Source organism: Zobellia nedashkovskayae (assembly GCF_015330125.1).
Taxonomy (GTDB): domain Bacteria; phylum Bacteroidota; class Bacteroidia; order Flavobacteriales; family Flavobacteriaceae; genus Zobellia; species Zobellia nedashkovskayae.
Genome location: NZ_JADDXR010000002.1, coordinates 1,278,081 through 1,303,048 on the forward strand (window position 1 = coordinate 1,278,081; position 24,968 = coordinate 1,303,048).

Genomic DNA, 24,968 nt, shown 5'->3' on the forward strand with positions numbered 1-24,968 from the left:
TGGCGCCAATGGCGTTTTACTAAAATCTTAATTACTTTTTTATCCTACAGAACCTTCTAAACTAATTTCCAATAATTTTTGTGCCTCAACAGCAAATTCCATTGGTAATTTATTTAATACTTCTTTACTGAAACCGTTTACAATTAATGCAATCGCTTTCTCTGTTGGTATACCTCTTTGGTTACAATAGAAAATTTGATCTTCACCAATTTTACTAGTCGTAGCCTCATGCTCTATCATTGCTGTTTTATTCTTCGCTTCGATATATGGGAAGGTATGTGCACCACATTCGTTACCCATTAACAAAGAATCGCATTGAGAGAAGTTACGAGCTCCATCGGCACGGCTATTAACCTGTACCAAACCTCTATAACTGTTTTGAGATTTACCTGCAGAAATACCTTTAGATATAATAGTACTCTTGGTGTTTTTACCAAGATGAATCATTTTTGTACCTGTATCTGCTTGTTGGTAATTGTTCGTTACGGCAATAGAATAAAATTCACCGATCGAATTATCTCCTTTTAAAATACAAGAAGGATATTTCCAAGTTACTGCAGAACCTGTTTCTACCTGTGTCCAAGATACTTTAGCGTCTTTCTCACATATAGCTCTTTTCGTAACGAAGTTAAAAACACCACCTTTACCCTCACTATTACCAGGAAACCAGTTTTGAACAGTAGAATATTTTATCTCAGCACCATCTAAGGCAATTAGCTCTACTACGGCAGCGTGTAATTGATTTTCATCTCTTGATGGAGCAGTACAGCCTTCAAGGTAACTTACATAACTATCTTCATCTGCAATAAGCAACGTACGCTCAAATTGACCCGTACCCGCTTGATTGATTCTAAAATACGTAGAGAGCTCCATTGGGCATCTTACGCCTTTTGGGATATAACAAAAAGAACCATCAGTAAAAACAGCCGAATTTAATGCAGCATAAAAATTATCAGTTTTTGGCACTACTGTACCCATATACTTTTTCACTAATTCCGGATGCTCTTTTATTGCTTCTGAAATAGGCATAAAAATAATACCCTTTTCAGCAAGTGTCTTTTTGAAAGTTGTTGCTACAGAAACAGAATCGACAACAATATCAACAGCTACATTTTGTAATTTCTTTTGTTCATCAACAGAAATACCAAGCTTACGATACATTTCTAACAAATCTGGATCTACATCATCTAATGTTTTATTAGGGTCAGCAGATTTAGGCGCAGAATAATAACTGATTTTCTGAAAATCTGGTTTTTCATAATGCACATTTGCCCATGTAGGCTCTTCCATCTCTTTCCAAATTTTAAAAGCTTCCAAACGCCAAAGCGTCATCCACTCTGGTTCCTCCTTCTTTTTAGAAATGGCGATGACGATTTCCTCATTCAAGCCAATTGGAAAAGTATCAGATTCAATATCTGTATAGAAACCGTACTCGTACTCTTTAGTTTCGAGTTCCTTTTTTAGTTCTTCTTCTGTGTATGCCATTTTTTCCTTTTATACCAATTACACTAGGGTAATTGAATAATTAGTTCTTTTACTATTCTTCGTTTATAACGAAAAACTTTCCCCACACCCACAGGTGCGTTGCGCATTAGGATTATTGAATACAAATCCCTTTCCGTTCAGTCCACCAGAATATTCCAGGGTTGTACCTACTAAGTAGAGAAAACTCTTTTTATCTACAATAATACGCACATCATTATCCTCAAAAACCTTATCGGCTTCATCTTTTTTATTGTCAAAATCGAGTTTGTACGATAAGCCGCTACACCCACCACTCTCAACACCTACGCGAACATAGTCCGTAGAGGAATCAAAACCCCCTTCGGTCATTAAGTCTATGACTTTCTTTTTCGCAGTTTCAGATACTTGAATCATAAGCATTTGGATTTATTCTAAATAGTTCACAAATATATGGCATTAGTAGGGTTTTACAATAAGAACTAACATTATTATAACGTATATTCCAATAAGCTTTTTCTATGACCAAACGGTATATAAAACTCTTCCATAAAAGAGAAGAATATTAAAGAACAAAAATCCAAGTAGTAGTATTAAAACTAATTTTAATAGTTTTGGACAAACTATGTTCATTTCTAATGAAAATTACGAGGTTTTTCTTTCTTAAAAACATGAAGCTGAAGTATAAAAATTATAAACAGGTAGGTGAACTACTTCTCCATATTCGTTTGTCATGAAACTAGATGACATTAATGTAATATGCTATATAAAAGGATTTGGCCGCAATGCATTTCCTAATATTTATTTTAAATTTTTATACAAAAAAATAAGAGCTTATGAAGCGCTATGTGACATTAATGAGCTAGACCAAAGACTGGCGTATTACATTAAAACAAAAGACTCTTTCGAAGTTCCTAAAGAGGCAATTTCAGTTAGAAATTTCAAAAAAACAAAGGGTACTTTTTACTATTTAGATTTAAAAGAGTTCCTACATTATTTTAAACCTAACACTTCGTTTGCTTATCATTTTGGGGATGAAACTCATATAAATACATACCCAACACTATTTAAAGCAAGACCAATTCACGGAGACAATGAAAATTCAGTATTATTCAAACTAAACAAAAGACGTCATTTCCAGTGGGTAAATGATGATCTTCAATTCTCAGACAAAAAAGACATCCTAGTTTGGAGGGGTAAAGCTAAACACCCTTTACGCACAAATTTTGTTAAAAAATTCTGGAATCATCCACTTTGTAATATTGGACAAATTAAAAAACAACATAACGATGAACCGTGGATGAAAAAGTTCTTATCTAAAAAAGAACACTTAAAATATAAATTCATCTTTTGTCCTGAGGGTAATGATGTTGCTACAAATTTAAAATGGGCTATGTCATCAAACTCATTATGCTTAATGCCCAAACCAAAATATGAAACTTGGTTTATGGAAGGCACATTAATTTCTGGAGTACATTATGTTGAAGTAAAGGATGATTATTCGGATTTAGAAGAAAAAATACAATACTACACATTACACACCTCTCAAGCCGAGAATATTATAAAAAACGCCCACAAACACGTAAAACGATTTCAAAATAAACAATTGGAAGACTTATTGTGTTTAAAGGTATTAGAAAGATATACTGAAATAACAGGTCAAAAAGATGCTTTGCGATTTTAATACTGTTATTGGACGCTTCAAATGAATCGGTATAAATTTATACTTCTTACTTTTGCAAAATGCTAGAAGATAAAAACCAAGAACGTACGTCTCTGGAAAAATTGGGCGAGTTTGGACTCATAGACCATTTGACCAAAAATTTTAAGCTAAATCACAAATCTACTGTAAAGGGTATTGGCGATGACGCCGCTGTTTTTGATCATACAGAAAAGACGGTACTAACCACAGATTTACTAATAGAAGGTGTGCACTTTGACCTCAGCTATATGCCCCTAAAGCATTTGGGTTACAAGGCAGTAATGGTAAATCTTTCTGATGTATATGCCATGAATGCAACCGCAACTTCAATTACGGTTTCATTGGCTGTTTCTAACCGCTTTCCATTAGAAGCGCTAGAAGAACTTTATGCAGGTATTGCCCTAGCAGCAAAGGTTTTTAATGTAGATCTTATTGGTGGAGATACCACCTCATCTACTTCTGGAATGCTTATTAGTATTACAGCAATTGGCGAGGCAAAAGAAGAAGAAATTACGTATCGTAGTGGTGCTAAGCCAAACGACCTGCTTGTAGTAAGTGGTGATTTGGGTGCGGCGTATATGGGCTTACAGGTTTTAGACCGAGAAAAAGAAGTTTTTAAGGTGAACCCCAACAACCAGCCCGATCTTTCGCCATATTCTTATATTGTTGAAAGACAGTTGAAGCCGGAGGCAAGAAAAGATATTGTTGAACTTTTGAAAGAGATGGAAGTCCTGCCTACTTCTATGATAGATATTAGTGACGGACTTTCTTCGGAAATTCTTCACTTATGTAAAAGCAGTAAGGTAGGGTGCAATTTATTTGAGGAGAAAATTCCTTTGGATCCAACTGTAATTTCTGCTTGCGAGGAGTTCAATGTAGACAGTACTATGGTAGCCCTTAGCGGTGGTGAGGATTATGAGCTTCTTTTTACCATTTCACAAAACGATTTTGATAAAATAAAAGGAAACCCTAGCTTAACCGTAATTGGTCACATGACTGACGAAAGAGAAGGTGCCTATTTGGTTACAAGAGGTAATACCAAAATAGAACTAACCGCTCAAGGCTGGAACTCTTTCAATTCGGACAACTAGTTTTTAATATGAAAAAGCATAAAAGAGGAAAAAAAGTAGCTATACGATTGACCGTTTTTGCTATAATTTCTCTTCTCTTTTATGCCTGTGCATCGGTACCAAAACTATCCGATAAAACGGAATTACTGATCAAAACGGTAATGCACGAGCCCATACCCGAAATGGTAACGGGCAAAACCGGGTTTGCCATTTCCAATGGTTGGAAAGTTTGGTATGAGCGTATTCCACCTAAAACATCTAAAAAAGGTACTGTTGTTTTAGTAATGGGCGCAGCCAATGATGCCCTGAGTTGGCCGCCAAATTTCATTTCAAAATTTACGGATGCCGGTTACGAAGTAATACGATACGATCATAGAGGCACGGGTTTGACTCAACGTCTTAAAAAGACGGATAAAGCGTATACGCTTGCCAATATGGCAAATGATCCTATTACGATTCTAGACAGTTTAAATATTGAGAAAGCCCATATTATTGGGGTTTCCATGGGAGGCATGATTTCACAGCTTGCGACAATTGAACATGAAGATCGATTTGAAAGCCTTACTTCCATTATGTCATCGGCAGATATTTTTGATTCCACGCTTCCAGCTCCTTCTTCAGAAGTCTTACCACAAATGATAAGTGCGGTAATAAAATATGGGATTTTTGGAGGTAAGAAAAGTCAAATAAAACTACAGTTCGTTCACAAGAGAATTTTGATGGGTAAAGCCACAGGAGATATTGCAAGTAAACCTCTTGCAGAAGCAGCCTTATACAATTTAAAGAAACGAGATGGATATCATTTTATAGCTGGTAGGCAACATCAAAAAGCAATGGAAACGGCCAAACCTAGGTATGAAGCACTGTCCAAACTTAAAATACCGGTATTGGTGATTCATGGAAAACAAGATCCTGTTATACCTTTTGAACACGGTAAAAAAATGGCATTGGTTATTCCGAATGCAAATAGTTTATGGGTAGACAATATGGGGCATGATTTACCCGATGCAGAAATAGACCTTATTAGTGCTAAAATCTTGGAAACAATAGAAGATAAAAATATTCAATAAACTGAATAACTGATACTTACATTAGTTTTTCGTAAGTAGAAAAACAAAAAATTCCCGAAAACAAAGGGCATACCTAACTAATACTGTTGTGGGGCGAACGACAGTGGAGAACGAGGCTGTTTCCAAAATTTCCGGGAAAAAGTTTAAAATTCCAAGACCTTTAACGGCTCAGAATTTCGGTGCCAAAGCATAGTTAGGCGGCATGCTCTGCTGCCCTATGTCTCTTCTGAAATATATTTTCTAGTGTTTTATTTATATCCTGCAGTTCCGGAGTCAAAGTTGAAAGGTTTCCACTTACATCTGTTGTCACTTGCTTTTGACAATGAATACATTTATACTCTTTGATGTGGAGTGTAACTTTTTTTGATACTGTGTAGTGATGTCCGAATAAACTGCAAAAAAATTTCTTCATGGTTGTAGGTTTAAAACGCATAATCGGTCTTTGGGAAACCGCTTACTGCAAAAATTTGGGTCTGAACTTTAGAATGTTTTTAGGCACTCTTTTACTTGAACGCCATCGTATCTTTGTTTATTGGATGCCTTTCTATCATTGTACCGTTTTTTCGATGAAATACATTTTATTCGATGAACAACACCTTTAAATCGGTCTTTTCTATCATTTGTTATCAATTGAATTTACGGTATCTTGCTGCGGTTTTCTCCCAATAAGAATAACATGCGAAGTTTTGGGTTGCCGTTCATCGATCTGGATGAATAACCTCCCGTTTTTTCGATAAAGTACAGAAACAATATAGATAGGTAGAACTAATTTCCATTAATATTATTAATCCATGTTTATCCTAAAAAAGGAAACCAGAGAAGTCTTAGTTACTGCTTTTGCCCTGTTCTCCTTATTCTTTGGAGCAGGCAACCTTATACTGCCTCCTTTGCTAGGTAACAAGTCTGGTGACATGTGGTGGCTCGTTACATTGGGCTTCTGCGCATCGGCTGTACTTATACCTATTATGGGTATTATGGCCCACGCCAAACTCCAGGGTACCATATTCGATTTTGGAAAAAAGGTTTCGCCCACTTTTAGCCTTGTCTATTCTTTACTTATTTATGCTATCTCTATTAGCCTACCATCTCCAAGGACGGCAGCAGTTACACACGAAATGGCAATCCAACCATTTTTTGACACACCTCCTCTACTAACTAGCATTTTATATTTTTCTCTGGTTTTTGTATTCGTCATCAACCGTTCACAGATTCTAAATATTCTCGGAAAACTTTTGACGCCCGCAATTATTCTTATTTTGTTCCTTATAATAGGTACGGCACTATTTTCTTATGATTTTACTTTTAGCGAAACCGTATTTCATAATCCATTGTCCGAAGGTATCCTTGAAGGCTATCAGACTTTTGATGCCATAGGTGCTGTTGTAGTAGGTGGAGTAATTATTATTTCGATTAACCTGAAGAAAAAGGAAGCTACCTACAAAGAAAAAAAGATTTTGATAAGACGTGCAGGTTGGTTGGCAGGCTTAAGCCTATTTCTTATTTATGCAGGACTTATAGTTACCGGCGCAATTATGCACGGTGAATTTAGTGCGGACATTTCAAGAACAGCATTACTTAGTGGTATTAGCACAAAAACCTTGGGAGGAACGGCCAATCTGTTCTTAAGTATATTAGTAAGTCTAGCTTGCTTTACTACTGCTGTGGGTATAGTTACCGGAACGGCAGATTTTATAAAATATAGATTTCACGATTCCCAGCCTGTATATTTAACCACAGCTATTTTGGGTTGTGTTCTAGGGGTAATAATGGGTCAATTTAATGTGGGATACATTATTGCAGTAGCCTTACCTGCCTTAATGTTTATCTATCCTATAACTATAGTACTTATTATTTTGAACATAGTACCGGATAAGTTTGCTTCTGAAAAAGTGTTTAAAGCAGTGGTCATTACCACCATTATTTTTAGCATTCCCGATTTCTTAGGCAGCATCGGTTTTACCGAGACGCTATCTAATGTTCAATTTTTTATTCCATTAAGTCCTTATAGCCTAGGATGGGTATTGCCAGCAGTGGTGGTTTTTATAATCACGAATTTGCTCAATAAAAAGAAATCCTAAAACTACCTCTGCCAGCTATTCCATTTAAAATATTATTCTACTATTTCCGGGGATAATGCTTTGTATACAAATCCTGCCAAAACAGCTCCTGCAATTGGTGCTGCCCAAAACAACCATAGTTCTCCTAATGCCCAATCGCCAACAAATAAAGCCTGACTAGTACTACGAGCTGGGTTAACAGAAGTATTTGTTACTGGAATACTAATTAAATGTATCAAAGTTAAACAAAGACCAATGGCCACACCGGCAAAACCTCCTGGTGCCTTAGTGTATGTAGACCCAAGAATTACAAACAAAAAGATAAAGGTCATAACTAATTCGCAAACCAATGCCGCCATCATACTATAGCCGCCTGGAGAGTGTTCTCCATAACCGTTAGCCGCGAAGCCTCCTAGCTCAAATCCTGGTTGCCCAGAAGCAATGACATACAAAATACCTGCGCCGGCTATACCGCCTAATACTTGAGCAATAATATAAGGAACCAATTCCTTGCCATCAAAACGGCCACCAACCCAAAGGCCAATAGATACCGCGGGGTTTAAATGGCAACCAGATATATGACCAATGGCATAAGCCATAGTAATAACTGTTAGACCAAATGCGAGGGCCACACCTACGAAGCCAATTCCTAATTCTGGGAAGCCTGCAGCTAATACCGCGCTTCCACAACCCCCTAGAACTAGCCAAAGGGTTCCAATAAATTCTGCTACTAATTTCTTCATTTTGAAATATTTAGTTAATGGTTATAAAAAAATACATCCATAAGGTAGCAAAATTTTAAGATTTAATTTGCAAGTAAATACTTACTTGTTCATTAGGTCTTCTATTTCTTCAACTTCAATTGGGATATTGGCCATCAAATTAAAGGGCTCACCATTCTTCTGAATAACCACATCATCCTCTATACGAATTCCCATTTTTTCTTCCGGAATATAGATTCCCGGTTCTACGGTAAAAACCATATTAGCCTCCATTGGTTTCTTCAATTCTCCATAATCGTGGGTGTTCAATCCTATATGGTGACTCGTACCATGCATGAAATATTTCTTATAGGCTGGCCAATCTTTTCTTTCGTTTTGAACATCAGCTTTATCCAATAGACCCAAACCTAAAAGTTCCGAGGTCATTAGCTTTCCACATTCTACATGATAGTCTGCCCAAATTGTTCCGGGTACTAGCATTTTAGTAGCTTCGTTTTTCACACGAAGAACAGCATCGTAAACTTCTTTTTGTCGTGGTGTGAATTTCCCGTTTACGGGAATAGTCCGTGTTAAGTCAGACGAGTAGTTCGCATATTCCGCGGCGGTATCCATCAAAATTAAATCACCGCTTTTACACTGCTGATTGTTTTCAACATAATGCAGTACATTGGCGTTGTTACCGGACGCGATAATAGGCGAATACGCAAAACCTTTTGACCGATTGCGAATGAACTCGTGCAATAATTCTGCCTCTATTTCATACTCCCAAACACCCGGTTTTGTAAAACTCAGCACACGACGGAATCCCTTATCCGTAATGTCACAAGCCGTTTGCATCAAGTCTATCTCTTCGGGCTCTTTTACACCGCGAATCTTTTGTAAAATCGGATTGCTCTTAGCTACTTTATGAGCAGGGAATTTATGCTTACAATCTATTATAAAACGGTCTTCACGTGTTTGTGTTTCGACAGATTGTCTGTAATGTTCATTTGTGTTGAAATAGATAGTTTCGGCCTCTGTCATCAAATCGAAAAAAACCTTATTAAAATCCTGTAACCAGTAGATGGTCTCAATACCTGAAACTTCAGTTGCTTTCTCTTTGGTTAGTTTTTCTCCTTCCCAAACCGCAATATGGTCATTGGTCTCCCTTACGAATAATACTTCGCGATGCTTTTTTGCTAACGCATCCGGAAACAATACCAGAATAGTTTCTTCTTGATCGGCACCACTTAAATAGAACAAGTCTCTATGTTGTTCAAAAGGCAACGTACTGTCTGCCCCTATCGGGTAAATATCATTAGAATTGAAGACTGCAATGCTTTTTGGCTGCATCGCTGCCATAAATTTCTTTCTATTTTTTATAAATAGACTGTTCTTGATTTGCTCGTACTTCATATCAATCTTGAATTTCATCAAAATTAATGATTTACGACAACCCACAAATGGTAAGACCCCAAAGGTTTGTTAAAACCTTTGGGGTCCCTAATTAAAGTTGGTTATGTTACTTGTAAAGTGTTCGCCCCTTTTTAAAATTGCGAACGAACAATGTCTTATTTAGTACAACATCTTGATTTATAAAGATGCTTTACAGTTTTTCATATGAATAAATTAACAAAAATTTAAGTTAAGGCACAATATAATCCGCCATTATTCACTTTTTTCACGTCAACTGATGACATATCAACTACAAACCGTAAGTATAATTGGTAATTTCTGCATACTATGTTACCATTACAATTCAGTTTTGCTAACTTTCATTTACAAAGAAAACGATTTTCATGAAATCTTCTATCCTTCCTTGCCTTATGCTTTTTTATTTAATGGCCTTTGGTCAAATAGAATCCACGTCCAAAGATAGTATTCAAAAGGCGCTTCAACTTAAAGAACAGATGGCCGCCAAATCATTGGTGCAGCATCTAAAATTGAAAAACATTGGCCCATCGGTAATGAGCGGGAGGATAGTAGATTTAGATGTAAACCCAAACAACCCAATTGAATTTTACGCAGCCTACGCCAGTGGAGGGTTGTGGTATACCAATAACAATGGCACATCCTTTTCTCCTGTAATGGACTCCTCACAAACCCAGAACATCGGTGACATAGCTGTACATTGGAAAACGGGCACTATTTGGGTGGGGACAGGTGAAAATAATGCCTCTAGATCTTCTTATGCAGGTATCGGTATTTTAAAATCTACAGACCAAGGCAAAACTTGGCAGAATATGGGATTACAAGATTCACACCATATTGGTCGTATCCTTATAAATAATGATAATCCTAATGAAGTGGTAATAGGTGTTATAGGGCATCTCTATTCTAAGAATACAGCACGGGGTATCTACAAAACTATTGACGGAGGCAAAACTTGGCAAAAAACCTTGTTTATTAGCGATACTGCGGGAATAATAGATGTTGCTCAAGCTCCCGAAAGCTTTAATGTTCTATATGCCGCAGCATGGGAAAAGGATAGAAAAGCATGGGATTTTCTAGGCAGCGGTAATGACTCTAGTATCTATAAGAGTACGGATGGAGGAAATTCTTGGAAGAAAATATCTAATGACGGAAGTGGTTTCCCTACTGGACATGGTGTAGGCAGAATTGGTTTAGCTGTCTTTGATGAGAATACCATTTATGCTCTTCTGGATAACCAAAATCATCGTGAGAAAACTGAAGAGTCCGAAGAGAAATCCAATGAATTATCAAAAGAAGATTTTAAAGCGATGTCAGAAGCTGATTTTCTTAAACTTGATGACAAGAAGCTCAATGCTTTTCTCAAAACCAATAATTTTCAAGAAAAGTATCGTGCCGAAAATATAAAGCAAATGATACGCAGTGGTGTGGCCAAACCCTATGACATCACCAAATACCTAGAAAATGCAAATACTGTACTATTTGATACTCCAGTAATAGGTGCCGAGGTTTATAAAAGCACCGATGGCGGAAAAACATGGAAAAAACAGAACGAAGATTTTATTGATGGTTTGCTCTATAGTTATGGTTACTATTTTGGAGAAATACGAGTAGACCCCAATGACGTAAATAAAATATACTTGGGTGGCGTACCTATTATTAAATCAGCAGATGCCGGTAAAACCTATACGTCTATAAATGGAGACAATGTTCATGCGGATCACCATGCGTTATGGGTAAATCCGAAAATGCCTGGTCATTTAATAAATGGAAATGACGGTGGAATCAACATCTCTTATGACGATGGTGCAAACTGGATAAAAAACAACTCGCCTTCCGTTGGTCAGTTTTATGCCATAAATGTAGATAACCAAGAACCGTATCATGTATATGGTGGCTTACAGGATAATGGCGTTTGGGAAGGACCTCATAATGCCGAAGAAAATAGCAAATGGCATCAAACTGGCCATTACCCATGGAAATCACTTATGGGCGGTGACGGTATGCAGATTCAAATTGATAGTCGGAACCATAATACAGTCTATACGGGATATCAATTCGGAAACTATTATCGCATTGACAAAAATACAGAGAAGCGACATTACATTCAGCCCAAACATGAATTGGGTGAAAACCCGTATAGATTCAATTGGCAAACACCCATTCTGCTGTCTCCGCATAATCAAGATATTCTGTATTTAGGTGGCAATAAATTACACCGGTCTATGAACCAAGGTGATGATTGGGAAGTCATTTCTCCTGATTTGACACATGGCGGAAAGAAAGGGAACGTAGCTTATGGCACGCTTACAACTTTATCAGAATCTCCATTCACCTTTGGGGTATTGTATACAGGAAGTGATGATGGTCTCGTAAATGTTTCCAAGGATGGCGGGGCTCATTGGGAAAATATTATTAAGAATATTGACTTGTCTCAATTTGCAGCCCTTAAAAAGGTTCAAAAAGAGGCGAATCTTTGGGTGAGCAGAGTTGTCGCTTCCAAACACAAAAAAGAACGGGTTTATCTTGCTCTAAACGGTTACCGTTGGGATGATTTTACACCTTATATTTTTAAGAGCGATGACTATGGCAAAACCTGGATAACCATTTCAACAGGCATTCCTAATTCGCCTGTTAATGTAATTATTGAAGACCCTGAAAACGAAAACCTTCTTTTTGTTGGAACGGATAATGGTCTTTATACCTCTTTTAATCAAGGATTTTCCTGGGAAAGCTTGCAAAACGGAATGCCCAATGTGGCAGTGCATGATTTGGTTATTCAATCTGAGGCCAAACACCTCTTAATTGGCACACATGGGCGAAGTATCTACAAAGCAGATATTTCCGCTTTGCAAAAGATGACTCCTGAACTTCTCAAAAAGGAATTGGTTGTTTTTGAGCTAGATGATATTAAACATTCCAAAAATTGGGGTAACCCACCGGGTTCTTGGGCAAAAGCCAATACACCCGGTCTTGATATCACTTTTTATAGTGCCCAACCAAATTCTTATGAGGCTGTAATTAAATCGGATGAAGGTATTATAGTAAGTGAAACCGAGCTCAAAGCTGACAAAGGATTAAACGTACTTTCATACGATTTGTCCTTTACAGATAGTGGAAAAGCAGCTTATGAAAAAAAGAATAAAATTGATTTAAAATCAGCAGAAGACGGAAAGACTTATTTAACAAAAGGCACTTATACAGTTCACTTAAAAGGGAAAGGAAACCAATCTGAAGTATCTTTCACTATTGAATAATTAAGACAATAGTAAACAAAAAGAAAGCCCCTAATTGGGGCTTTTCTTTTTAAGTAGGTTTTTTTGATTTTCCGGTGGGGACCGGTGTGTTTTTGTAAGCTTCAGTAGGTTAAGTAGCGGACTTGGGATTCGTTACTTGTTTCGGTTAAGTTCTAGAGTAGATTTGGGGTCAAGACTATTACTTAATTACACTGTAAACTTACGGCCGTTTACGCTCCTATCTAAAATATTGTTGTGAACCTGCTCAACTCTGTTGTGAAAAATACGAGCGGTTAATTTCATCGATAAAATGCGATGTTTTTAAAATAAAAAAGCCCTCGCAAACTGCAAGGGCTTCAAATTAATCTCTATGTATTTCGCAATGTGTCTTATGCGTGCTGCTCTTCGTGCTTACCTTCTTTGATTTCTTCAATCAATTTAGAATTAAAGGCCGGTAAATCATCCGGGTTCCTACTTGTTACAAAACCTTGGTCTACTACCACTTCTTCATCTACCCAGTTTGCTCCGGCATTTACCAAATCATCCTTAATAGAATTAAAACTAGTCATTTTACGGCCTTTTACAACATCTGCACTAATAAGCGTCCATGATGCATGACATATTGCCGCTACAGGCTTCTCTTGCTTAAAAAAATCTCTTACAAAGGTTAATACTTTCTCTTCTCTTCTTAGTTTATCAGGATTGATAACTCCACCAGGTAACATTAATGCATTATAATCTTCCGCAGTTACTTGATCTATGGTTTTATCCACTTTGTACGAGTTAGACCAATTACCATCGGCCCATCCTTTTATCTCTCCTGATTCCAGACTTACGATATCTACATTAAAACCTTCTTTTTCCATGGCCTCTTTTGGAGATTTTAATTCGCTTTCTTCAAATCCATTTGTAGCTAAAATTGCTATCCTCTTCATATGTATAATTTTAATGATTATTAATTTATTATACTGCAAGATAACAGCAATAGACAGTTCAGATTAACGGAAAACAAATAGATATTTGCTCTATTGATACTATTCTAAATATTGGGTTACTTCGTCTAAGCATCTATCCAGCTCCTTCTTTACTTCGGTCTCCCAAAATCGGAATACCTTATAACCCAAACGATCCAGTTCTTCGTTCACTTCTTGATCACGTTGTATGTTCCGTTCTATTTTAGCAATCCAAAATTCGCGGTTGGTCTTTACTTTGGGTTTTCGTTCTTCCCAATTGTAACCGTGCCAATATTCGCCATCTACAAATATGACCGTCTTGTATTTTTTTAAGACAATATCAGGTCTACCAATAAGTTTTTTGTAGTCTATGCGATACCGGTAACCCGCTGCATAGAGCGCTTTTCTAAAAGCAAGTTCTGGCTTCGTATTCTTCCCCTTAATCTTACTCATAATCTTAGAGCGCTGGGGTGTGGTGTAGAAACCCGATTCTTCATTGAACCGAGGTACTTTAATACGTTCTATGGAATAGTCTTTGGACATACCATAAAATAACAAAAAATCCCAAACTCCATAAAGAGGAGTTTGGGATTTTTAATAATTGTAAAAGTGCCGTTAGCACTCGTATGCATTTTATCCTTTTGTAGTCGCGCTCATATATTCGCGGTTCAAACGGGCAATGTTCTCTAGAGAAATTCCTTTAGGACATTCCACTTCGCATGCGCCTGTATTCGTACAGTTTCCGAATCCTTCCAAATCCATTTGGCGTACCATATTTTGAACACGATCTACTGCTTCTACTTGCCCTTGAGGCAATAAAGCGAACTGCGATACTTTTGCAGAAGTAAACAACATAGCACTTGCGTTTTTACAAGCAGCTACACATGCTCCACAACCAATACAGGTAGCGGCATCCATAGCTTCATCTGCAGCGTGTTTGTTAATAGGAATAGCATTCGCGTCTACCGTATTACCAGAAGTGTTTACAGAAATATAACCACCTGCCTGCTGAATTCTATCAAAAGAGCTTCTATCTACAATCAAATCTGTTATTACCGGAAACGCCGTAGCACGGAACGGTTCAATAACGATAGTATCACCATCGTTAAACTTACGCATGTGCAATTGACACGTGGTTACTAAACGGTCAGGCCCATGAGGTTCACCATTGATCTGCAATGAACAAGCACCACAAATACCTTCACGGCAATCGTGATCAAATTGTACTGGCTCTTCTCCTTTGTTGATCAACTCTTCGTTAAGAACGTCCATCATTTCAAGAAAAGACATATCGCCTTCAATACCCTTAATAGGGTAGTCTACTATCTGACCTTGGGACTTAGCATCTTTTTGACGCCATATTTTTAAATTAAGCTTCATAGTTACTTATTTATAACTTCTTGTCTTCAACTCAATATTCTCGTACTTCAACTCCTCCTTATGCAAAACTGCATCTTTAGGCTCACCTTTATATTCCCAAGCGGAAACAAACTTAAAGTTCTCATCATCACGTAAAGCCTCACCTTCAGGAGTCTGATACTCTTCCCGGAAATGACCTCCACAAGATTCGTTTCTTGTAAGTGCATCTTTAGCGAACAGTTCGCCAAGCTCTAGAAAATCGGCCACACGACCTGCTTTTTCCAATTCTTGGTTCATGCCTTCTGCTTTCCCTGGAATTTTCACATTCGCCCAGAAATCAGTTCGTAAAGCAGAAATCTCATCGATTGCATCTTGCAAATCTTTCGCATTCCTTGCCATACCACATTTATCCCACATGATTTTACCCAATTTCTTGTGATAAAAATCAACTGAATTCTGACCGCTACCAGCCATTAATTTATCTAATCTATCTTGAACAGATTTCTCAGCATCATCAAATTCTGGAGAATCTGTTGGGATAGCACCAGTTCTAATATCTTTAGAAAGGTAATCACCTATAGTGTAAGGTAAAACAAAATAACCATCGGCCAAACCTTGCATCAATGCCGAAGCACCCAAACGGTTAGCACCGTGATCACTAAAGTTAGCTTCACCTGCACAATAACATCCCTCTATAGTTGTCTGTAAGTTATAATCAACCCAAAGACCACCCATTGTATAGTGAACTGCAGGGTATATCATCATTGGAGTTTCATACGGGTTTTCGTCAACGATTTTCTCGTACATCTGAAAAAGGTTTCCGTATTTAGCTTCAATAACAGCTTTACCTAAACGTGTAATTTCCTTATCATCTGCATTCTTGATACCTTGTGTAAGCGCTTCTTCGGTACCGTAACGCTGAATTGCAGCAGCAAAATCCAAATAAACGGCCTCACCAGTTTTATTAACGCCAAAACCAGCATCACAACGTTCCTTAGCGGCACGTGATGCAACATCACGAGGAACCAAGTTTCCAAAGGCAGGATATCTTCTTTCTAAGTAATAATCACGATCTTCTTCTTTAAGCTGAATAGGTTTCAACTTACCTTCCCTAATTGCGATTGCATCATCCATACGTTTTGGAACCCAAATACGTCCGTCATTACGAAGCGACTCTGACATTAAAGTCAGTTTAGATTGATGATCACCAGAGACCGGAATACAAGTAGGGTGAATTTGTGTAAAACATGGATTAGCAAAGAAAGCTCCTCTACGGTGTGCTCTCCAAGCTGCCATTACATTACTACCCATTGCGTTAGTAGACAAGAAAAATACGTTTCCGTAACCTCCTGTTGCCAAAACAACTGCGTGAGCAGAGTGACGTTCAATTTTACCCGTAACCAAGTCACGTGCAATGATTCCTCTTGCTTTTCCATCAACAAGAACCATATCCATCATTTCATGACGGTTGAACGATTGGATTTTTCCACGATTAATTTGCCTGTTCATTGCAGAATAAGCACCTAATAAAAGTTGCTGTCCTGTTTGTCCTTTAGCATAAAAAGTACGTGACACCAATACACCTCCAAAAGAACGGTTATCTAACAGCCCACCGTATTCTCTTGCAAAAGGAACCCCTTGTGCAACACATTGGTCAATAATATTAGTAGATTCTTCTGCTAACCTATATACGTTAGCTTCACGAGAACGATAATCGCCCCCTTTTATAGTATCATAAAAAAGGCGGTAGGCACTATCACCATCCCCTTGATAGTTTTTTGCTGCGTTAATTCCACCTTGAGCTGCAATAGAGTGCGCTCTACGTGGTGAATCTTGGTAACAAAAAGTTTTTACGTTATAACCTAATTCTGCTAGAGTAGCAGCGGCAGAACCACCTGCAAGTCCAGTTCCAACAACTATAATATCAATATTACGTTTGTTAGCAGGGTTTACAAGATTAATATCATTTTTATGTTGAGTCCATTTAGCGGCCAACGGGCCTTTTGGAACTTTTGAATCCATTATGCCCATAATTAATGTGTTAGTGGGTTAAAATGATGGTAAAGAGCGATAAATATAAATCCTAAAGGAATGGCTATAGAATATATTTTTGTGAACGTTTGAATGCCCGCAGAATACTTGTTGTTCAAACCTACCGTCTGAAAAGACGAAGCGAAACCATGCCATAAATGCAATGCTAGCAAAACAAAAGAAATCACATAAATAATTGTACGCCAGAAAGGCTCAAATTTATGAACTGTTTCCTCAAGGTAACGCGTTGGATCTTCTGGGTTCATTGCAATGTACTTATAGGATATTTCTTGTATCCAAAAGTCATACATGTGCAAACCTAGGAAAGCAAGAACTACCAAACCGGTAATAATCATGTTCCTAGACATCCAAGAAGCATTGGCACCTCCGTTATACTGTTTGTACTTTACTGCTCGTGCTTTATTGTTCTTTAGCTCAAGTGCAATACCCATAGCAAAGTGAACGATTACACCAGCTATAAGTACAGGCTGCAAGAGATATTGCACCAAAACGTTATAGCCCATAAAATGCGACCACTCGTTAAAAGTATCGGGTGCAATTACAGATGTAATGTTAATCACAAAGTGCTGCCCAAGGAAAAAGACCAAAAAAAGACCCGATAGGGCCATGACCACTTTTCGGGCAATCGAAGATTTTATCAATCCGCTCATTTTATAATACGTTGGAGTTAATTAAAAAACTTCTACGAAATTAGGGCATAAGCTTGGCTTTAACAAACTTTGTGACGGTTTAGTAAAGTATTTAGAAACGTTTTAAGCAAGCCTGTAAAAAATTAGACTAATTAGCGTTTAAATAGAGGTTTTGAAACACAAAGTGAATCAAAGTGTTTTATTTAACATCTAGTTTCGACATCTGCATTTTTTGACCGATATTCAAGTAATTAACAACACCAAACCTATATTCTTATTATGAACATTGGACTTCTTTCCGTAAGCATGAATGTCTATTCAACCCAAAGGATAGCTGATGAAGCCAAAAAACTAGGCCACCATATAGAATGGGTAGACCATACCAAATGTTCCATAAAAATAGGCGGCATCAAACCTCAAGTTCTCTTTAGACAAGAAAATATTCTAGATTCTTTTGATGCCATCATACCCCGTATTGGCGCTAATGTCACACGTCATGGTGCATCTGTCGTCAATCAATTTGAAATGAACAAGGTTTTTAGCACTGCCAACTCCGCTAGTATTTCCAAAGCCAGAAACAAAGCAAAGACGCTACAGCTTATGTCAAATTGCGGAATTCCAATCCCAGAAACCTTATTTTCTATAGACCCAGATAATATTGAGCAACAAATAGACTTATTAGGGGGCACACCAATGATTATTAAAATACAGGAAGGGACCCATGGACTAGGTGTTATTCTTGCCGAAACCAAGAAATCGGCTAAATCTATAATCGATACTTTTTATAAGATGGATACTAATATTCTTATGCAAGAGTTCATTGAGGAAAGCAATGGCGAAGATATTCGTGTATTTGTAATTGGTGATAAGGTGGTAGCGAGTATGAAACGTACCAGCGGGAACGACGAGTTTCGCTCCAATTTACATCGCGGAGGGAAAACTTCTGCAGTAAAATTAACTCCCAATGAAGAATTAATGGCAATTAATGCTGCTAAATACATAAGATTAGGAGTAGCTGGCGTAGATTTGATCCGTTCAAAAAAAGGCCCTTTGTTGATAGAGGTGAATGCGTCTCCAGGGCTTCAAGGTATTGAAGCGGCTACTGGTATAAACGTTGCTAAGGAGATAATACAGTTTGTAGAACAAAACTGTAGGGAAAAATAAAACAACCCCTAATAAATAGGGAAAAGAGAACATCCAAATAGTATATGGAAACCAACAAAACCATCACCATAGAAGGTGAAAATGTAAAACCAGGTGAGTCTAAGCTTTTAAATATTAGCATTGACAGACTTCCTACGGGAACACTAATTGACATTCCCGTATATGTTTTTAACTCCAAAAAACCAGGACCAACACTTTTAATACAAGCTGGTTTGCATGGTGACGAAATAAACGGAATAGAAATCGTACGGCGTATGATGACCGAAAAACGCTTTAACGTTACCAGTGGTGCTGTGATTGCAGTTCCCATTCTAAATATCTTTGGGTTTATTCATTATTCCAGAGATGTTCCTGACGGAAAAGACGTTAACCGGAGTTTTCCTGGTTCAAAAACAGGTTCCATGGCAGGACGTATTGCCTATCATTATACCTCAGCAATTCTTTCTCAAGTAGATTTTGGAATAGACTTGCACACCGGCGGAGGACAACGACACAACTTTCCTCAAATTAGATATACCGATAATGACGAACGCAGTGAACAACTGGCCAAAGTATTTAATGCGCCAATTTCCTTTTCATCAAAATTAATAAAAGGGTCTTTTAGAAATGCTGCGCATCAACTAAAAATACCTACTGTGGTGTTTGAGGCAGGCGAAAGTATGCGGTTTGATGATTACTCCATTATAGAAGGCATGCAAGGCGTGTTAAATGTAATGAAGCACTTTGGTATGATCGAAACAATAGAGCCAAAATACATTGAACGAAACAAAACGGTACATCTTGATGACCGAAAATGGTTGCGTGCACCTACTGCCGGTATGTTCATTCCTAAAACAGAAAATGGTAGTAAAATTAAAAAAGGGCAAATCCTAGGTATCGTATCCGGCCCCTATGCTAAACGAAGTAAAATCGTTAAAGCTCCTATGGACGGGTTGGTCTTTTGTATTAATCACCAAGCTGTAGTAAATAGAGGCGATGCGCTTTTTCATATTGGCGTGCCTACTAACGAAGGTGTGATACAAGCGGATAGATAAGATTGATTTCATCTGATATCCGTTAAGTTTTATCGAGTAAAAATAAAGGACTTAATCTTAGACTTTCAAAAAGAGGTTTCACTTAACCGACTAAGTGGTTTGTAAATTCTTTTATTATTGGGTGAACATCATATAATAATGTAGTTCATCGACGATTGACATACGGAAAACGGAGTCTTACCAAGAGGTCATTTAACTGATATATGACCTCAACCAACTGCATAGTCTGTTTTCTAAATTTCAGTGCTTTAGCCTAAAAAATTAGTTTTCCATATCCTCTAGCTGAATTTCAAGTGCCTTAGTAGACAATTGAACCTCTACTAATGACAACATTAAAGAAACCATTAGTGCCAAAAGACTGACACCAAAAACCAGATTGGCCCAAAAGCTGAATTCAACATAAATTAAAGTCATCGTAATCACCGCTAACAAAAAACTGAAAATAGCCGATGCCTGCATGTTCTTGATAATAGTTAGCCGCTTTCGCAACTTTTTTACCTGCAAAGCAATGGCGGGCGATGATGTTTCTTCATATTTCTGGTGAAGTTGCCTAATTAATGCTGCAATAGCCAAGTATCTTGCATTATAGGCTAACATGGTCAATGAAATAGCCGGAAAAAGTAGCGCAGGTATACTTAAGGTCAGTTCCATCTATTTTTTAAACTTTCTTGAGCTTGTTTCATCAGCAGTTGGAAAATCTTCTGGTATCGCTTGAGTTACCTTCCCGGTAGCAGCCCATTCCGCTCCTCTAAGCATACTGGTCATAAAGCCAACACACTCAACCGAATAATCTACATGACCCATAATGTTGTGAAAAATACGGCCTTTTCCATACTCTAAAGCCATAAGTGCTGGCTCATGTCTGCCGGTACCTTTATTTTCAGGGTCTGAATATGCAGTTGCTAAAACCACCATATTTTCTGCGGGACCACGAAGGCTATTATAAAGTTCATCTTTGGTATGCAACCACACTTCTGGCATTCCCTTGGTAATTGGGTGATCTTCTCTAATTTGAATTTGATATTCGCTTTGTGGACCATGAGCACCTGCGCTTCCAGCAGAATCATCCCTGATTAACTCACCGGCATCATTATAATATACATATGGGCCATCTTTTTCGGTACGGTCTCCCCAACCACCCAAACCAATCATTTGGTTATAAGCTCCCCATTCAGGGAACGAATTATCGGCTGCATGAAAAACAACTAACCCACCTCCCGTTTTGATATACTTTTCAAATTTCTTCTGCGTTTCTTCCGGCCATGGTGCAGCATTCCATCCAAAATTACAAATCACCAAATCGTATTTTGAAAAATCCGGACTATACTTTGGATCTGCCTGTGGTTCTTCCTTAGCTTCGGTTTTTGGAAGATTGGCTATTGGAAATTCAGAAATGAACTTATCACCTTTCCACGTAAATGCAGAACGCGCCACCTCAACGGTAAACAAACCCGTGTTCTCCATATCTGTTTTCAACATATACGTAATCTTCGGCCACTCATCATGATTATTTTGACCATCAACAATAAGTGTTTTTATTTTTTTAGATGGAGAGGTTTGAGAGAAAAGAGCATTTGTGACAAAAGTCATCGTAAGCAATAAAATTAAAGTTCGGAAATTACGCATATCAAATATTTTGGATGTATAAATATAAGGGATTGTAGTTAAGATTCTACAAAAAGAAAAAGTATACACTCTATAAAGTTGTAAATTGAAACCTTAACCGAATAGCAACAAATGGCATCTTCTAACATAAAATTTGCTTCCAAACTTCCAAATGCAAAAACTACAATTTTTACAACGGTAGGCAATTTAGCTCGCAAGCACAATGCTGTAGATCTATCTCAGGGCTTTCCTAATTTTAAGGTAGACCAAAAACTCAAAAGCCTTGTTACGCATGCCATGAAAAACGGACATAACCAATATGCTGCCATGCAGGGTTATTATGGCTTACGGGAAATAATTTCACAAAAAATTGAAAAACTCCATAATAGAGCTTATAATCCTGAAACTGAAATTACAGTTACCGTAGGTGCAACACAGGCTATTTTTACAGCCATTACCGCATTCGTGAACAAAGGTGACGAAGTTATTGTACTGAAACCTGCCTATGACTGCTACGAACCGGCCATTGCGCTCAACGGAGGAATTCCTATATATGTACAGTTAGATGCCGATGGTTACCAAGTGGATTGGGAAATTTTCAAAAGCAAAATTTCGGAGAAGACCCGAATGGTTATCATAAACACACCTCATAACCCAAGCGGCCGTGTTTTTTCCAAAGAAGATATGCTTCAGTTACAAGAAATTCTAAAACCCACGAATTGTATCGTTCTAAGTGATGAAGTATACGAACATATTATTTTTGAAGGAAACGAGCACCAAAGTGCATCGCGATTTGAAGATCTAGCACAACGTAGTTTTGTGTGTGCTTCTTTTGGAAAAACCTTTCATGTTACCGGATGGAAAATAGGCTATTGCGTAGCACCCGCAGAGTTAATGAATGAGTTTAGAAAAACACACCAGTTTGCGGTATTCTGTGTAGACCATCCTGTACAACGAGCCATGGCAGCCTATCTTAAGAATGAGGAAAACTATTTAAGCTTACCTTCATTCTATCAAGAAAAAAGAGATTTGTTCTTGGAGGGGTTAAAAGATTCTAGATTTAAATTTAAACCTTCAGAAGGAACCTATTTTCAGCTTTTGGACTATACTGAAATCACAAAAGAAAATGATGAAGATTTTGCAAAACGCTTGATTGTTGATTACAAGTTGGCAAGTATACCTATATCTTCCTTTAATGAGCACAATAGGCAAGATGGTGTTTTACGGTTTTGTTTTGCAAAGAAAAATGAAACTTTAGAACAAGCTTTAAAAATCCTAAAATCACTTTAATTCTTTACTAAAAAAACTTAAAAATAAAGGCACAAAAAAAGCGGCCTTTGGGTGAGCCACTTTCTTTTAATTTCTTTTTCAAAGAATTTTAAAGCATAAATAACTTTCTAGCCAGCATTACTATTCCGCTGAAAAAATCATTTTTGTACACTTGAATCTCTTCTGATGATTGGTTAATTTGGGCTTCCATAGGTTTTAGTTTTGGACAAAATCGAATTTGGGACGCGACTTTCAATTAATAATACTATAAAAATAGTACCTAACCGTCAACTAAAAAAAATCTTGTTGTGAAGCAGCATTAATCTGTTGTGAAGAATCAAATTGGTGATTTTCTCACAAAAATTACGCTAAAAAAATAGGTGGATTTTACTTACAAATTCATTTCGGGTACATCACCATCAACAATCAAAGTGCCCTCCGTAGCTTCCTTAATTTCATCTACAGAAACTCCCGGAGCACGTTCAAGAAGCTTAAAGCCTTTTGGAGTTACTTCTATTACTGCTAGATTAGTAACTATTTTGGTTACACAACCTACTCCAGTAAGTGGTAAACTACACTTTTTTAAAAGCTTGGATTCACCAGCGCGATTGGTATGCATCATGGCCACAATTATATTTTCGGCAGAAGCAACTAAATCCATTGCACCGCCCATTCCTTTAACCATTTTGCCCGGAATTTTCCAATTAGCGATATCGCCGGTCTCAGAAACTTCCATAGCTCCCAAAATAGTGAGGTCTACGTGTTTCCCACGGATCATTCCAAAACTCGTAGCCGAATCAAAGAAAGAAGCTCCATTAAGTGTTGTTATAGTTTGCTTTCCCGCATTTATAATATCAGCATCTTCTTCTCCTTCATACGGAAATGGACCCATGCCCAAAACTCCGTTTTCGCTCTGAAATTCTACATTTATATCATCTCTTACAAAGTTGGCAACCAAGGTGGGAATACCAATGCCTAGGTTAACATAATAACCGTCTTTGACCTCTTTTGCAATTCGCTTTGCGATTCCATTTTTATCTAACATAATGATTGATTTGAAAATGAGTTGATTTGAAGATTAGGTAATTATGATTTTTTACTAGTTGAGATAATTTTCGAGATAATTAAAATGACAGAATTTAAATTCTTCATTAAACTTTCATCTGGGTTTGGATAAAATTCCGAAGACATACATATCTGAAGCCAATACTTAAGTTCATCAGCCTCTTTTGCCGAAATTTTAAACTTATGAATGAAATCTCTCTTACTTTCTGCATTCTGCGCCTCTCTAATGTTTGCCCCTATAGAAGTACCACTTCTGAATATTTGCGAAGCCATTTCAAATCGATTATCAGCTCTTATTTCCTCAGAAAACTTAACAACTTCAAGGGCTAAATCAAAAGTTAATTTTACAATTAAATTCTCTTTATCATTCCTCATTTTCAAATTGAATAATTTTCAAATTGTTTTATTGTTGTGGTCTAACCGTTCGTTGTTCAATACGTTTTTCATAGTTCTCTCCTTGAAAAATACGCTGCACAAATATTCCAGGAATATGAATTTGATTTGGGTCTAGCTCACCAGCGGGCACAAGTTCTTCTACCTCAGCAACGGTAATCGTAGCTGCTCCACACATACAAGGATTAAAATTTCTTGCGGTACCCTTAAAAATTAGGTTCCCCGCTTCATCTCCTTTCCATGCTTTTACGAAAGCAAAATCGGCTTTGAAAGCCTCTTCCAACACATACATTTTTCCGTTGAACTCTCTAGTTTCCTTACCTTCTGCAACTTCGGTTCCGTAACCTGCAGGCGTATAAAACGCAGGGAAACCTGCTTGCGCAGCACGACATTTTTCGGCTAAAGTACCCTGAGGCGTCAATTCAACCTCAAGCTCACCACTGAGCATCTGCCGTTCAAACTCTTCGTTCTCACCCACGTAAGAAGATATCATTTTTTTTATCTGATGTTTGTGAAGTAAAAGTCCCAGACCAAAATCATCTACCCCAGCATTATTAGAAATACAGGTAATATCTTTAATATTGGAAGAAACCAGTTCCGTGATGGCATTTTCCGGTATTCCGCAAAGGCCAAAACCACCTAACATGAAGGTCATTCCGTCTTGAATGCCTTGCATGGCTTCTTTTACATCAGCTACTTTCTTAGAGATCATACTAT

The 24,968-nt window shown here is 37.5% G+C and carries 22 protein-coding genes; 8 read left to right on the plus strand and 14 right to left on the minus strand.

All coding sequences use genetic code 11. The features are described 5' to 3' along the window. Nucleotides 1–39: 39 nt before the first annotated feature. Both sufB and IWB64_RS05500 read right to left on the minus strand, forming a co-directional pair. Nucleotides 40–1,485 (minus strand): Fe-S cluster assembly protein SufB, encoded by a 1,446-nt coding sequence (gene sufB, locus IWB64_RS05495; protein ID WP_194533049.1) that lies wholly within the window; start codon nt 1,483–1,485, stop codon nt 40–42. A 63-nt stretch (nt 1,486–1,548) separates the two neighbouring features. Further along, nucleotides 1,549–1,878: a HesB/IscA family protein gene (locus tag IWB64_RS05500; protein ID WP_194533050.1), complete on the minus strand. Its 330-nt coding sequence runs from the start codon at nt 1,876–1,878 to the stop codon at nt 1,549–1,551. Between the two features lie 316 nt (nt 1,879–2,194). Here IWB64_RS05500 and IWB64_RS05505 point away from each other — a divergent pair, with 316 nt between their 5' ends. The 4 genes from IWB64_RS05505 (at nt 2,195) to brnQ (ending at nt 7,381) form a co-directional block, all read left to right on the plus strand. Next, the gene (locus IWB64_RS05505; protein WP_194533051.1) at nt 2,195–3,145 is read left to right on the plus strand and encodes a glycosyl transferase family 90; all 951 of its coding nucleotides are present in this window, start codon (nt 2,195–2,197) and stop codon (nt 3,143–3,145) included. 59 nt (nt 3,146–3,204) lie between these two features. Further along, nucleotides 3,205–4,254, plus strand: a complete 1,050-nt coding sequence (thiL, locus tag IWB64_RS05510; RefSeq protein ID WP_194533052.1) for a thiamine-phosphate kinase — start codon at nt 3,205–3,207, stop codon at nt 4,252–4,254. A gap of 8 nt (nt 4,255–4,262) precedes the next feature. Then, entirely contained in the window at nt 4,263–5,303 is a 1,041-nt protein-coding gene (locus IWB64_RS05515; protein WP_194533053.1) for an alpha/beta fold hydrolase, read from the plus strand. 791 nt (nt 5,304–6,094) lie between these two features. Further along, nucleotides 6,095–7,381, plus strand: a complete 1,287-nt coding sequence (brnQ, locus tag IWB64_RS05520) for a branched-chain amino acid transport system II carrier protein (protein WP_194533054.1) — start codon at nt 6,095–6,097, stop codon at nt 7,379–7,381. Between the two features lie 32 nt (nt 7,382–7,413). On the opposite strand, the gene aqpZ is transcribed toward brnQ, so the two are convergent. Both aqpZ and IWB64_RS05530 read right to left on the minus strand, forming a co-directional pair. Then, nucleotides 7,414–8,103 carry an aquaporin Z gene (gene aqpZ / locus IWB64_RS05525; RefSeq protein WP_194533055.1) on the minus strand — a complete coding sequence of 230 codons (690 nt, stop codon included), beginning with the start codon at nt 8,101–8,103 and terminating at the stop codon, nt 7,414–7,416. 81 nt (nt 8,104–8,184) lie between these two features. Further along, on the minus strand, nt 8,185–9,477 hold the full coding sequence (locus tag IWB64_RS05530; RefSeq protein ID WP_194535818.1) for an aminopeptidase P family protein: 1,293 nt from the start codon (nt 9,475–9,477) through the stop codon (nt 8,185–8,187). Between the two features lie 383 nt (nt 9,478–9,860). Between IWB64_RS05530 and IWB64_RS05535 the strand changes: the two genes are divergently transcribed. Continuing rightward, on the plus strand, nt 9,861–12,749 hold the full coding sequence (locus tag IWB64_RS05535; protein ID WP_194533056.1) for a VPS10 domain-containing protein: 2,889 nt from the start codon (nt 9,861–9,863) through the stop codon (nt 12,747–12,749). 368 nt (nt 12,750–13,117) lie between these two features. On the opposite strand, the gene IWB64_RS05540 is transcribed toward IWB64_RS05535, so the two are convergent. From IWB64_RS05540 to IWB64_RS05560, 5 genes are all read right to left on the minus strand, one after another. After that, nucleotides 13,118–13,663, minus strand: coding sequence for a type 1 glutamine amidotransferase domain-containing protein (locus IWB64_RS05540; RefSeq protein ID WP_038236965.1), 546 nt, complete (start codon nt 13,661–13,663; stop codon nt 13,118–13,120). Nucleotides 13,664–13,762: 99 nt separating this feature from the next. After that, nucleotides 13,763–14,224 carry a very short patch repair endonuclease gene (locus tag IWB64_RS05545; protein ID WP_194533057.1) on the minus strand — a complete coding sequence of 154 codons (462 nt, stop codon included), beginning with the start codon at nt 14,222–14,224 and terminating at the stop codon, nt 13,763–13,765. 90 nt (nt 14,225–14,314) lie between these two features. Then, entirely contained in the window at nt 14,315–15,061 is a 747-nt protein-coding gene (locus IWB64_RS05550) for a succinate dehydrogenase/fumarate reductase iron-sulfur subunit (protein WP_194533058.1), read from the minus strand. Nucleotides 15,062–15,067: 6 nt separating this feature from the next. Beyond that, nucleotides 15,068–17,071: a fumarate reductase/succinate dehydrogenase flavoprotein subunit gene (locus IWB64_RS05555; protein WP_194533059.1), complete on the minus strand. Its 2,004-nt coding sequence runs from the start codon at nt 17,069–17,071 to the stop codon at nt 15,068–15,070. A 2-nt stretch (nt 17,072–17,073) separates the two neighbouring features. After that, nucleotides 17,074–17,742 carry a succinate dehydrogenase cytochrome b subunit gene (locus IWB64_RS05560; protein ID WP_194533060.1) on the minus strand — a complete coding sequence of 223 codons (669 nt, stop codon included), beginning with the start codon at nt 17,740–17,742 and terminating at the stop codon, nt 17,074–17,076. 258 nt (nt 17,743–18,000) lie between these two features. Here IWB64_RS05560 and IWB64_RS05565 point away from each other — a divergent pair, with 258 nt between their 5' ends. Next, the gene (locus IWB64_RS05565) at nt 18,001–18,885 is read left to right on the plus strand and encodes a RimK family alpha-L-glutamate ligase (protein ID WP_194533061.1); all 885 of its coding nucleotides are present in this window, start codon (nt 18,001–18,003) and stop codon (nt 18,883–18,885) included. Between the two features lie 44 nt (nt 18,886–18,929). Further along, the gene (locus IWB64_RS05570) at nt 18,930–19,919 is read left to right on the plus strand and encodes a succinylglutamate desuccinylase/aspartoacylase family protein (protein ID WP_194533062.1); all 990 of its coding nucleotides are present in this window, start codon (nt 18,930–18,932) and stop codon (nt 19,917–19,919) included. 261 nt (nt 19,920–20,180) lie between these two features. Here the strand turns inward: IWB64_RS05570 and IWB64_RS05575 are convergent, their stop codons facing one another. Beyond that, complete coding sequence (locus tag IWB64_RS05575; RefSeq protein ID WP_155595227.1) at nt 20,181–20,570, minus strand: DUF2721 domain-containing protein; 390 nt, start codon at nt 20,568–20,570, stop codon at nt 20,181–20,183. Continuing rightward, the gene (locus tag IWB64_RS05580) at nt 20,571–21,545 is read right to left on the minus strand and encodes a ThuA domain-containing protein (RefSeq protein WP_194533063.1); all 975 of its coding nucleotides are present in this window, start codon (nt 21,543–21,545) and stop codon (nt 20,571–20,573) included. A gap of 111 nt (nt 21,546–21,656) precedes the next feature. On the opposite strand from IWB64_RS05580, the gene IWB64_RS05585 reads away from it, so the two are divergent. Continuing rightward, a complete protein-coding gene (locus IWB64_RS05585; protein WP_226975814.1) occupies nt 21,657–22,814 on the plus strand; it encodes a methionine aminotransferase in 1,158 nt (385 codons plus the stop codon). A 370-nt stretch (nt 22,815–23,184) separates the two neighbouring features. Here IWB64_RS05585 and IWB64_RS05590 read toward each other — a convergent pair whose 3' ends face one another. From IWB64_RS05590 to IWB64_RS05600, 3 genes are read right to left on the minus strand one after another with little or no spacing between them, the layout of a single operon-like run. Then, complete coding sequence (locus tag IWB64_RS05590) at nt 23,185–23,838, minus strand: CoA transferase subunit B (RefSeq protein WP_194533064.1); 654 nt, start codon at nt 23,836–23,838, stop codon at nt 23,185–23,187. Nucleotides 23,839–23,879: 41 nt separating this feature from the next. Continuing rightward, nucleotides 23,880–24,233 (minus strand): four helix bundle protein, encoded by a 354-nt coding sequence (locus tag IWB64_RS05595; RefSeq protein WP_194533065.1) that lies wholly within the window; start codon nt 24,231–24,233, stop codon nt 23,880–23,882. Between the two features lie 28 nt (nt 24,234–24,261). Next, on the minus strand, nt 24,262–24,963 hold the full coding sequence (locus tag IWB64_RS05600) for a CoA transferase subunit A (RefSeq protein WP_194533066.1): 702 nt from the start codon (nt 24,961–24,963) through the stop codon (nt 24,262–24,264). Nucleotides 24,964–24,968: the final 5 nt, after the last annotated feature.